Source organism: Pseudomonas sp. S1(2024) (genome assembly GCF_046557535.1).
Genome location: NZ_JBKGFP010000124.1, coordinates 1 through 12,049, shown reverse-complemented (window position 1 = coordinate 12,049; position 12,049 = coordinate 1). Strand labels below are relative to the sequence as shown.

General features: G+C 65.0%; 8 protein-coding genes and 1 pseudogene. 4 read left to right on the top strand and 5 right to left on the bottom strand.

Annotation, left to right across the window (positions count from 1 at the left end; genetic code table 11):
* Nucleotides 1-98: 98 nt before the first annotated feature.
* From relA to ACLCGK_RS30745, 5 genes are all read right to left on the bottom strand, one after another.
* Complete coding sequence (gene relA, locus ACLCGK_RS30765) at nucleotides 99-2,339, bottom strand: GTP diphosphokinase (RefSeq protein WP_015269231.1); 2,241 nt, start codon at nucleotides 2,337-2,339, stop codon at nucleotides 99-101.
* 96 nt (nucleotides 2,340-2,435) lie between these two features.
* Nucleotides 2,436-3,794 carry a 23S rRNA (uracil(1939)-C(5))-methyltransferase RlmD gene (gene rlmD / locus ACLCGK_RS30760; protein ID WP_410951277.1) on the bottom strand — a complete coding sequence of 453 codons (1,359 nt, stop codon included), beginning with the start codon at nucleotides 3,792-3,794 and terminating at the stop codon, nucleotides 2,436-2,438.
* Nucleotides 3,795-4,694 carry a cysteine synthase CysM gene (gene cysM, locus ACLCGK_RS30755; protein ID WP_023662461.1) on the bottom strand — a complete coding sequence of 300 codons (900 nt, stop codon included), beginning with the start codon at nucleotides 4,692-4,694 and terminating at the stop codon, nucleotides 3,795-3,797.
* 159 nt (nucleotides 4,695-4,853) lie between these two features.
* Nucleotides 4,854-6,245 carry a histidine kinase sensor domain-containing protein gene (locus ACLCGK_RS30750; protein WP_410951278.1) on the bottom strand — a complete coding sequence of 464 codons (1,392 nt, stop codon included), beginning with the start codon at nucleotides 6,243-6,245 and terminating at the stop codon, nucleotides 4,854-4,856.
* Nucleotides 6,246-6,248: 3 nt separating this feature from the next.
* Nucleotides 6,249-6,968, bottom strand: coding sequence for a response regulator transcription factor (locus tag ACLCGK_RS30745; RefSeq protein ID WP_367245320.1), 720 nt, complete (start codon nucleotides 6,966-6,968; stop codon nucleotides 6,249-6,251).
* Between the two features lie 193 nt (nucleotides 6,969-7,161).
* Here ACLCGK_RS30745 and ACLCGK_RS30740 point away from each other — a divergent pair.
* From ACLCGK_RS30740 to ACLCGK_RS30725, 4 genes and pseudogenes are all read left to right on the top strand, one after another.
* A pseudogene (locus ACLCGK_RS30740) lies at nucleotides 7,162-9,904 on the top strand (response regulator).
* A gap of 153 nt (nucleotides 9,905-10,057) precedes the next feature.
* Nucleotides 10,058-11,047 (top strand): 2-hydroxyacid dehydrogenase, encoded by a 990-nt coding sequence (locus tag ACLCGK_RS30735; protein ID WP_410951279.1) that lies wholly within the window; start codon nucleotides 10,058-10,060, stop codon nucleotides 11,045-11,047.
* 31 nt (nucleotides 11,048-11,078) lie between these two features.
* The gene (locus tag ACLCGK_RS30730; RefSeq protein WP_004375491.1) at nucleotides 11,079-11,516 is read left to right on the top strand and encodes a hypothetical protein; all 438 of its coding nucleotides are present in this window, start codon (nucleotides 11,079-11,081) and stop codon (nucleotides 11,514-11,516) included.
* Entirely contained in the window at nucleotides 11,513-11,917 is a 405-nt protein-coding gene (locus tag ACLCGK_RS30725; protein ID WP_004375489.1) for an META domain-containing protein, read from the top strand. Before ACLCGK_RS30730 ends, ACLCGK_RS30725 begins: the two co-directional genes overlap by 4 nt.
* Nucleotides 11,918-12,049: the final 132 nt, after the last annotated feature.

Genomic DNA, 12,049 nt, shown 5'->3' with positions numbered 1-12,049 from the left:
CTTCGCGGGCTTGCCCGCTCCCACAGGATGCATGCAGGTTTCGAAATCTGCATCTTGCCTGTGGGAGCGGGCAAGCCCGCGAAGCAGGCACCGCGGTCTCAAGGTGTACGATTACGCCGCGTCTCGATGATGTTGGGCAACTGCGAGATCCGCCCCAGCAGGCGCCCCAGCGCATCCAGGCCTGGAATCTCGATGGTCAGCGACATCAGCGCGGTGTTGTCTTCCTTGTTCGAGCGGGTGTTCACCGCCAGCACGTTGATCTTTTCGTTCAGCAGCACTTGCGACACATCGCGCAGCAAGCCCGGGCGGTCGTAGGCACGGATGACGATGTCGACCGGGTAGGTCTGCACCGGGATCGGCCCCCAGCTTACCTGGATCATGCGCTCCGGTTCCTTGCCCGCCAACTGCAGCACCGAAGCGCAGTCCTGGCGGTGGATGCTCACACCGCGGCCCTGAGTGATGTAGCCGACGATGGCGTCGCCCGGCAGCGGCTGGCAGCAGCCGGCCATTTGCGTCAGCAGGTTGCCGACACCCTGGATCTGGATGTCGCCACGCTTGCCGGTACGCGGCCCGGTGGGCTTGCGCGGTACCAGTTCGATCTGCTCGATGCGCTCGGGCTCAAGCAGCTGCTGGGCGGCGTTGACCAGGTGCGCCAGGCGCAGGTCGCCGGCACCGAGCGAGGCGAACATGTCCTCGGCGGTCTTGACGTTGGTCTTCTCGGCCAGGCGCTCGAAATCCACCTGCGGCAGGCCCAGGCGGCTGAGCTCGCGTTCGAGCAAGGTCTTGCCGGCAGCGACGTTCTGATCGCGTGCCTGCAGCTTGAACCAGTGCACGATCTTGGCCCGTGCCCGCGAGGTAGTGACGTAGCCCAGGTTGGAGTTCAACCAGTCACGGCTGGGATTGCCGTGCTTGCTGGTAATGATCTCGACCTGCTCGCCGGTCTGCAGGCTGTAGTTGAGCGGCACGATGCGCCCGTTGATCTTGGCGCCGCGGCAGTTGTGGCCGATTTCGGTGTGCACGCGGTAGGCGAAGTCCAGCGGCGTGGCACCCTTTGGCAAGTCGATGGCGTGGCCGTCCGGGGTGAACACATAGACCCGGTCCGGCTCGATGTCGACCCGCAGCTGCTCGGCCAGGCCACCGATGTCGCCCAGCTCTTCGTGCCACTCCAGCACCTGGCGCAGCCAGGAGATCTTCTCTTCGTAATGGTTGGAACTGGACTTGACGTCGGTGCCCTTGTAGCGCCAGTGGGCACATACCCCAAGCTCGGCTTCCTCGTGCATGCCGTGGGTACGGATCTGCACTTCCAGCACCTTGCCCTCGGGGCCGATCACCGCGGTGTGCAGCGAGCGATAGCCGTTCTCCTTGGGGTTGGCGATGTAATCGTCAAACTCCTTGGGGATATGCCGCCACAGGGTATGCACGATGCCCAACGCGGTGTAGCAGTCGCGAATTTCCGGCACCAGCACGCGTACCGCGCGCACGTCGTAGATCTGGCTGAATTCCAGGCCTTTGCGCTGCATCTTGCGCCAGATCGAATAGATATGTTTCGCCCGGCCGCTGATGTCGGCCTTGACGCCAGTGGCCAGCAGCTCGTTCTGCAGCTGGTTCATAACCTCGCTGATGAACCGCTCGCGGTCCAGCCGGCGCTCGTGCAGCAGCTTGGCGATCTGTTTGTACTGGTCGGGTTCGAGGTAGCGGAAGGAAAGGTCTTCCAGCTCCCACTTGATGTGGCCGATACCCAGGCGGTGCGCCAGCGGCGCATAGATATCGAACACCTCGCGCGCGACACGCAGGCGTTTCTCGTCGTCGGCGGCCTTGACCGCACGGATCGCGCAGGTGCGCTCGGCCAGCTTGATCAGCGCCACGCGCACGTCGTCGACCATGGCCACGAGCATCTTGCGCAGGTTCTCGACCTGCGCCTGCGAGCCCAGCACCAGCGATTGGCGCGGGCTGAGGCTGGCGCTGATGGCGGCCATGCGCAGCACACCGTCGATCAGCTTGGACACTACCGGGCCAAAGCGCTGGCTGACCTCGGCCAGGGTCACCTTGCCCTCGCGTACCGAGCGGTAGATGACCGCCGCCACCAGGGAATCCTGGTCGAGCTTGAGGTCGGCTAGGATTTCCGCGATTTCAAGGCCCGCCTGGAAGCTGGACGTACCGTCCGCCCAGGAATGCTTGGCCGGGTTGCCCTTTTTCTCGACTTCATGGGCAAACTCGCAGGCCTCTTTCAGCGCTGCGCGATCCAGTGCCGAATCGACGCTTACCACATGGTCCAACCATGCTTCGAGATTGATACTGCCGTCGGTGTTGACCGGCTGGTGCACTCTCACCTGTACCATCTTTGTTTTACCTTTCCATACAGCACACCACACGGGTGCGCTGGCGATCACCGTGCGGCCACCATTCCATGAAAGCCGCACCAAGGGGCCAGTCAGCTAGCCCGCTTCGAATAACGCCATGGCCTCGACATGCGCCGTCTGAGGAAACATGTCGAGAATCCCGGCCCTTTTTAACCGGTACCCCTGGCCGACCAGCACCTGCGCGTCTCGCGCCAGCGTGGCCGGGTTGCACGATACATAGACCAGCCTTCTGGCCTTGAGGCGGGCGATGCCTTGCACCACCTCGAAAGCACCGTCGCGCGGTGGATCCAAGAGTACCGCAGAAAAGCCCTCGGCGGCCCATCCGGCACCCGCCAAAGGCTGCGATAAATCGGCCTGAAAAAACCGTGCGTTATGCACATTGTTGTTCCGGGCATTGGCCGCGGCCCGATCGACCATGGCCTGCACTCCTTCCACTGCCACTACCTCGCGCGCCTGCCGGGCCAGTGGCAGGGCGAAGTTGCCCAGGCCGCAGAACAGGTCCAGCACGCGCTCGTCGGCCTGCGGTGCGAGCCAGGCCAGCGCCTGCTCTATCATTGCCGTGTTGACCTGGGCATTCACCTGTACGAAGTCACCTGGGCGCCAGGCCAGTTCCAACTGCCAGGGCGCCAAGGCAAAGCCCAGCTGCGCGGCCGGGTCCACTGGCGCCGGCTCCCCTTCGCCCTGCAGCCACAACTGGGCATTGGCCTGTTCGCAGAACGCCTGCAGCCTGGCCAGGTCTTCGGCGGGCAACGGCGCGACATGGCGCACCAGCAGCGCCTCGGCAGTACCGCTGAACAGTTCCACATGGCCCAGCGCCTGCGGCTTGCTCAGCGAGCGCAGCACGGTCGGTAAATGGCGCAGAATCGACGGCAAGGGCTGTACCAGCACCGCGCAATCGTCGATGGCAATGATGTCCTGGCTGGCTTCGGCACGAAAGCCGACCTCCAGCTGACGCGCCTTGGCGTCCCAGCGCACGGCCACGCGGGCGCGGCGCCGGTAGCCGAACTCCGGCCCACTCAGCGGTGCGGCCCATTCCTCGGGCTGCACGCCGGCCACCCGCTGAAGCTGCTCTGCCAGGGTGCGCTGCTTGAGCGCCAGCTGCGCTTCGTGCGGCAGGTGCTGCAGGTTGCAGCCTCCGCAACGTTCGTAATACCGGCACGGTGCCTGACGGCGTTCGGGGCTGGCCTGCAGCAGGCGCTCCAGGCGGGCCTCGACCACTTTGCCACGGGCATTGAGCACCCGCGCCTCGACGGCCTCACCGGCCAGGGCGCCGCTGACGAACCAGGTGCGCCCTTCGTGGAAGGCAATGCCCCGGCCATCACCGGCCAGGCGCTCGATTTCCAGGCGCTGCTTCTTGCCCACCGGGACCTGGGGGCTGCGGTTGCCGCCAGCCGGCTGGAAGCGCAGGCCGCTGTTGCTTTTCTTCTTGGACATTTAGCTCGGGTCGAACAGGCCGGTGGACAGGTAACGGTCGCCGCGGTCGCAGATGATCGCGACCATCGTGGCATTTTCCACCTCGCGGGACAGGCGCAGCATGGCCGCGACTGCACCACCGGAAGACACGCCGCAGAAAATGCCCTCTTCACGGGCAAGGCGGCGGGTGGTTTCCTCGGCTTCCTGCTGCGACATGTCGACCACGCGGTCGACACGGCTGGCGTCGAAGATTTTCGGCAGGTATTCCTCGGGCCAGCGGCGGATGCCCGGAATTGCCGAGCCCTCCATTGGTTGCAGGCCAATGATCTGCACCGCCGGGTTTTGTTCCTTGAGGTACTGCGAGCAGCCCATGATGGTACCGGTGGTACCCATGGAGCTGACGAAATGGGTGATGGTGCCCTGGGTCTGCTGCCAGATCTCGGGGCCGGTGCTGTTGTAGTGGGCGATGGGGTTGTCGCCGTTGGCGAACTGGTCCAGCACCAGGCCGCGGCCTTCGGCCTGCAGCTTCTCGGCCAGGTCACGGGCGCCCTCCATGCCCTCTTCCTTGGTCACCAGGATCAGCTCGGCGCCGTAGGCGGTCATGGCGGCCTTGCGTTCGGCGGTGGAGTTGTCGGGCATGATCAGGATCATCTTGTAGCCCTTGATCGCCGCAGCCATCGCCAAGGCGATGCCGGTGTTGCCGGAGGTGGCTTCGATCAGGGTATCGCCGGGCTTGATCTGGCCGCGCAGTTCGGCGCGGGTGATCATCGACAGTGCCGGGCGGTCCTTCACCGAGCCGGCGGGATTGTTACCTTCGAGCTTGAGCAGGAGGGTGTTGCTGGTTTCGCCAGCGATACGCTGCAGGCGAACCAGGGGCGTATTGCCGACGCAATCGGCGATGGTTGGGTACTGCAAGGTCATGGCGTATTTCACAATCCGGACGGCAGGGGTGCCTATCATACCGGCAAACCCTTCCCGGCCATATCACGCAATCTGTGATGAATATAGCTACAAGCTATATCGATAGCCTGTACCGGCCTCTTCGCGGGCACGCCCGCTCCCACAGGGATTGCGCTGCACTCAAGATAAATGCTGTACCTGTGGGACCGGGCGTGCCCGCGAAGGGGCCGGCACATGTAACGGCAATCTCATCCACAGCCGCAGCCCATGCTTGCCATTCTGCGCCCACAAGGTGCCACCCTGACGCTGGATGGCACTGCGGGCGATGCTCAGCCCCAGGCCGAAACCACCATCCCCGGGCCGCGAACCGTCCAGCCGTGAGAACGGTGCAAAGATCCGCTCCAGGTCTTCTTCAGCCACGCCACCGCCTTCGTCTTCCAGCCACAACCGCCAATACCCGCCTTCACGCTGCCCACCGAGGCGCACCACACCCTCGGCCGGCGAGTGACGAATGGCATTGCGCAAAAGGTTCTCCAGCGCCTGGGCCAGGTAGTTCAGGTTGCCCTGCACCCAGCAGTCCGCCGGCACTTCGCAGCGCAGCCGCGCCGGTGCCCAGCCGCTTTCGTAACTGGCATTCTCGGCCAGCAGCTCCCACAGCGCCTGCACCTCGATCGGCTCAAGGTTCATCGGCGCACGTTCGGCGTCCTGCCAGGCCAGTTGCAGGGTATCCTCGACCAGCTGCTGCATGCAGTCCACCTCCCGTGTCAGGCGTTCACGCAGGCGCTGCAGGTCGGTTTCACCATCGCAGGCCACCCGCAGCCGGCTGAGTGGCGTACGCATTTCGTGAGACAGATCACGCAGCAACTGCTGCTGCATGGCTACCGTGCCCTGCAGCCGCTCGGCCATCTGGTCGAAGGCACGGGCCAGTTCACCCAGCTCGTCATGCCGGGCGATGGTGCGTGAGTCGAGGCGAGCCGACAACTGGTCGGCGCGCCAGGCATTGGCCTGCTCGCGCAATTGGTTCAACGGCACGATCAGCATGCGATAAAGGCCAACGCACAACAGCAGGGTGAACAGACCCGGGATGATGCCGTTGGTGATGATACGCCACAGCATCCGGTACTGGCCGGGGTTGAAGCGCTGCGGCAGTTCGATCACCAACATGCCCTGCTCCGGTGCCCCCGGGAACGGTATGCGCAACCACGGCTGGTCGACGCTGCGCCGGCTCATCGGCCAGTCGACACCGCGCAGGCGGGTCAACCGCTGCATGATCTGCGGGTCGAGGCTGGCGCTGTCGAGCGGCCGCAGGTTCAGGTCGAGCACGCCGACCCAGCCGCGTTCGCGCTGGTGCATCGTCGCCACCCAGCGGTCCAGCCCTGCCCGCCCACCACTGCGCCATGCCTGCTCGGCCTCGGCGGCATAGCCACGCAAAGCCTGCCGCGCCGGCTCCGAAAGGAAGGCGTTCTGGGTCTCCATGTGCCGGCCCCAGGTGTAACTGAGGCCGATCATCAGCAGGCAGAAGCCCACCAGCAGGATCGCCAGCTTCCAGAACAGCGAATGGCGGTCGAGCATGGGTTACTCCGCCTCGCTTGCGCTGAGCACGTAGCCCTTGCCCCACACGGTACGGATCTGCCGTTCGTGATAGCCGATGCCCTTGAGCTTGCGGCGTATCTGGCTGACGTGCATGTCCAGGCTGCGGTCATGCCGCGAATAGCCTCGCTGTAGCACTTGCTGGTAAAGGAACGGCTTGCTCAGGACTTCGTCGAGGTTGCGGTTGAGAATGTCGAGCAGGCGGTATTCGCTGGGTGTCAGGCCGGCCAGGCGGCCATCCAGGCGCACGTCGCACAGCGCCTCGTCATATTGCAACTCGCCACCGCCTTCCTGCACCTGCGGGGCTTGATGGCGCCGCTCGAGGGCCACACGGCGCAGGATAGCCTCGATGCGCACCCGCAGCTCTGCCATGCTGAACGGCTTGGGCAGGTAGTCGTCGGCACCACGCTGGAAGCCGCTGATGCGGTCGGCTTCGGCACCTAGCGCCGACATCAGGATCACCGGCGTGGCGCTGCGCTTGCGCAACTGCGCCAGGGCATCCAGGCCGTTTAGCCCGGGCAGCAGGATGTCCATGAGGACCACGTCGAAAGCATGGCGTCCCGCCGTTTCAAGGCCCTCCAGGCCATTGCGGCACCAGGTCACCTGGAAGCCGCCGCGCTGCAGCTCTTCGTGCAGATAGGCACCGAGGACCGGATCATCCTCGATGGCGAGGATATTGGAGTTGTGAATAGCTACAGGATTCATTGGCAACTGCCATGCATTCTCAATTGCGTGATTATTGAGTATCCAGCGCCTGCCAGGCAACCGCCCTGCGACCAATGCCGCTGCAAGGGCACAAAACACGTACTAAAGAGGTGCAATAGCACCGCAGGCGGAGTAACTTCCCGGCTTGGCCGTCATCGCTTGACGGTGTCCAGGCACATGACAGGAGGCGAGTGTGCTCGATCGCTTGGGAATTCGCAGCCGGGTCCTGCTGCTGGCCCTGCTGCCGGCCGGCCTGATGGCATTGGTGCTGGGTAGCTACTTCACCTGGCTGCAACAGAACGACCTGCGCACCCAGCTGCTGCAACGCGGCAAGATGATCGCCGAGCAACTGGCGCCGTTGGCCGCGCCCGCCATGGCCAAGCTGGCACCGGCACAACTTGAGCGCATTGCCGCACAAACACTGGAGCAGGCCGATGTGCGCGCAGTCGCCTTCCTGGCCCCGGACCGCACGCGCCTGGCACATGCCGGCCCGAGCATGCTAAACCAGCCGCCCAGCGGCGGCACCGGCACCCAGCTGCTGCAACGCAGCGGCAATGACGCCACCCGCTATCTGATGCCAGTGTTCGGCCACCACCGCGACCTGGCCACCGATGCCGTGCCGACCGAAGCCGAACGCCTGCTGGGCTGGGTCGAGATCGAGCTGTCCCACGACGGCACCCTGCTGCGCGGCTACCGCAACCTGTTCACCAGCCTGTTGCTGATTCTCGCCTGCCTGGTGCTCAGCGGCCTGCTGGCACTGCGCATGAGCCGCAATCAAGCGCATCAAGCATGCGGTCAACCAGCTCAAGGACGGCCACCTCGAGGAGCGCCTGCCGGCCATGGGCAGCCACGAGCTTGACGAGCTGGCGCGCGGCATCAACCGTATGGCCGAAACCTTGCACAACGCCCACGAAGAGCTGCAGCACAGCATCGACCAGGCCACCGAGGACGTACGCCAGAACCTGGAAACCATCGAGATCCAGAACATCGAGCTGGACATGGCGCGCAAGGAAGCCTTGGAGGCCAGCCGCATCAAGTCGGAATTCCTGGCCAACATGAGCCACGAAATCCGCACCCCGCTCAACGGCATCCTCGGTTTCACCCACCTGCTGCAAAAAAGCGAGCTGACACCGCGCCAGCTCGACTACCTGAGCACCATCGAGAAGTCTGCCGACAACCTGCTCGGGATCATCAACGAGATCCTCGACTTCTCCAAGATCGAGGCCGGCAAGCTGGTGCTCGACAGCATCCCCTTCAACCTGCGCGACCTGATCCAGGACACCCTGACCATCCTCGCCCCGGCCGCCCACGCCAAGCAGCTGGAACTGCTCAGCCTGATCTACCGCGATACCCCGTCGTCGTTGATCGGCGACCCGTTGCGGCTCAAGCAGATCCTTACCAACCTGGTCAGCAACGCAATCAAGTTCACCCGCGAGGGCACCATCGTCGTACGCGCCATGCTCGAAGATGAGCACGAGGACAGTGCGCAGCTGCGCATCAGCGTGCAGGACACCGGCATCGGCTTGTCGCCGCAGGATGTGCGTACGCTGTTCCAGGCCTTCAGCCAGGCCGACAACTCGCTGGCCCGCCAGCCTGGCGGCACCGGCCTGGGGCTGGTGATTTCCAAGCGCCTGATCGAGCAGATGGGCGGAGAAATCGGCGTCGACAGCACCCCGGGCGAGGGTTCGCAGTTCTGGATCAGCCTCAACCTGCCCAAGGCCCACGATGGTGTCGAGGAGCTGCCGCTGCAACCGCTGCTGGGCCGCCGCGCAGCCATCGTCGATGGCCACGAACTGGCGCGCCAGGCGTTGGAGCACCAGCTGGAAGACTGCGGCCTCAGCGTCAGCCTGTTCGCCTCCTTCGACCAACTGCTGCAGGGCGTGCAAGCCGCCAGCCAGGCCGGCCTGCCGTTCGAGTTCGCCGTGCTCGGGGCCAACCTTGGCAACCTGTCGCCCGAGCAGCTGGGCCATTACCATCAGCAGCTCGAGCGCTACCATTGCCAGTGCGTGGTGCTGTGCCCGACCACCGAGCAGGCGCTGTACCACCCGTACCTTCCCAACGGCCATGGCCAGTTGCTGTCCAAGCCGACCTGCACGCGCAAACTGCGCCGCCTGTTGCTGGAACTGGTGCAACCGCGCCGCCCGCAGGGCGAGGTGAACAGCATCAACGGCCAGCGCCAGCCGAAGATCCTCTGCGTCGACGACAACCCCGCCAACCTACTGCTGGTGCAGACCCTGCTCGAAGACCTGGGCGCCGAGGTGCTGGCCGTCGACAACGGCTATGCGGCAGTACAGGCGGTACAGAACGAACCGTTCGACCTGGTGCTGATGGACGTGCAGATGCCCGGCATGGACGGCCGCGCCTGCACCGAGCAGATCCGCCTGTGGGAAAACACCCAAAGCGGCGACCCGTTGCCGATCGTCGCCCTCACCGCCCACGCCATGGCCAACGAGAAACGCGCGTTGCTGCATGGAGGCATGGACGACTACCTGACCAAGCCAATCAGCGAACGGCAGCTGGCCCAGGTGGTAATGAAATGGACCGGCCTGAGCCTGGGTGCGCCAGAGCAGGAACGCCTGGCCGAGCAACTGGCCAACGGTGATGACCTGAAGGTGCTGGACCCTGAGGAAGGCCTGCGCCTGGCCGCCGGCAAAGCGGACCTGGCGGCCGATATGCTGAGCATGCTGCTGGGCTCGCTGGAAGCCGACCGCGAAGCCATACGCGCCGCCCGCGAGGCCGACGACCGCAACCGCCTGATCGAACAGGTGCACCGCCTGAACGGCGCCTCACGTTATTGCGGCGTCCCGCAGTTGCGGGCCGCGTGCCAGCGCAGCGAAACCTTGCTCAAGCAGGAAAACCCGCTGGCACAACTGGCACTGGACGAACTGGATGCGGCGATCAACCGCCTGGCGGCGCAGGCCAGATTGAGCGCCTGACACAGTTCCCTGTGGGATTGGGGGGGCCCGCGAACACGGGCGAAGCCCGTGCCATCCACCGCGAAGTCTTCTTCGCGGGCACGCCCGCTCCCACAGTGGCCCGCGCCATATTCAAGGTATGCTGTACCTCCTGCACTGGAAAAGGAACCCACCATGCGCGCCCTGTTGTTCAGCAGCCAGCACTACGACCAGGAAAGCTTCACCCGTGCCGCCAGCGGCACCACACTGGACCTGCACTTCCAGCCCGCCCGCCTGACCCTCGACACCGCTACCCTGGCCAATGGCTACGAGGTGGTCTGCGCCTTCATCAATGACGAGCTCGACGCCCAGGTGCTGCAGCGCCTGGCCGCAGGCGGCACGCGCCTGGTCGCCCTGCGCTCGGCCGGCTACAACCATGTCGACCTGGCCGCCGCCCAGCGCCTGGGCCTGACCGTAGTGCGAGTGCCGGCCTACTCGCCGCACGCCGTGGCCGAACACGCCGTGGCGCTGATCCTGGCCCTGAACCGGCGCCTGCACCGGGCCTACAACCGCACCCGCGAGGGTGACTTCACCCTGCATGGGCTGACCGGCTTCGACCTGCACGGCAAGACCGTCGGCGTGGTCGGTACCGGCCAGATCGGCACAGCCTTTGCTCGCATCATGGCTGGTTTCGGCTGCCAGTTACTGGCTTATGACCCCTACCCCAACCCCGAGTTGCTGGCCTTGGGCGCGCGCTACCTGCCATTGCCCGAGTTGCTGCGCGAAGCCCGCGTCATCAGCCTGCACTGCCCGCTGACCGAGCACACCCGGCACCTGATCAATGCACAAAGCCTGGCCCAGCTGCAGCCCGGCGCCATGCTGATCAACACCGGCCGCGGCGCGCTGGTCGACACCCCGGCGCTGATCGACGCACTGAAGAGCGGTCAGCTCGGCTACCTCGGCCTGGACGTATACGAAGAAGAAGCCCAGCTGTTCTTCGAGGACCGCTCCGACCTGCCGCTGCAGGACGACGTGCTGGCCCGTCTGCTGACCTTCCCAAACGTGATCATCACTGCCCACCAGGCGTTCCTTACCCGCGAGGCACTGGATGCCATCGCCGCGACCACGCTGGACAACATCAACCGCTGGGCGGCAGGCAATCCACAGAATCTGGTGATGGGTTAGTGCTAGGATACGCGGCATTTCTGGAGGACCCATGGTCGAGCACGATTTCCGCTACACCCTTTTCAACCCGCAACATACCCTGATCGAGTGCCGCGCCCTGGTGCCGGGCCGCTACCAGGTCACCGGCAACGGCGGCTCGATGCACAAAGGCGACACCCTGCTGGTCACCCTCAAGGGCAGCAAGGACTTGTCCATGCGCCTGACAGTGGAGAGCGTGCGCCACCTGATCAACCCGCGCGGCCAGTGGGTTGCCGTGGCCAGCGGCCCGGTGTTCAACGAGCTGGAAATCCTCACCTGGCAGGTCGCGTGCGACAGCTGCGACGCCGTGCTGGACTTCGAGTTCGCGGTGGACGCCAAGCTGGGCAAGAAAGCCCGCCAGCCTGCCGCCAGCGCGCGCGTTGCCGAGCTGGGCTGGGCCAGCCGTGGCGAAAAACACCTGTGCCCGCGTTGCCAGGAGAGCGCCGAGTGAAAAATCTGCTGACCGGCGTGCTGATTGCCACCGGCCTGCTCGGCTGCGCCGCAGAACCTTCCAAGCTGCAGCAGGAGCGCAGCTATGTGCTGGAGTGGATTGGCGAACGGCCGCTGATCGACTACAGCCACCTGACCCTGACCTTGGCCAGCGATGGCCGTGCCTATGGCAATGGCGGCTGCAACCACTGGTTCGCGCCATACACACTGGACGGCGAGCACCTCAGCTTCGGCAAGGTCGGCAAGACCCGCAAGCTCTGCGCGCCGGCGTTGATGGAGCAGGAAAAGCGCTTCCTGCAGGCGCTGGAAACAGTGCAGCGCTGGGATGTGTCGCCTATCGAGCAGATGCGTTTCTGGCCGGCCGAAGGCAAGCCACTGCGCTTCTGGCCTGAGGAAGGCTGAATATTGCCGGGGCCGCTTTGCGGCCTGTGGGAGCGGCCTTGTGTCGCGAAAGGGGCGCGTAGCGGCCCCGGATATCAGCTTAGCCGCTGAAATTGCCGGGGCTGCCATGCAGCCCTTTCGCGACACAAGGCC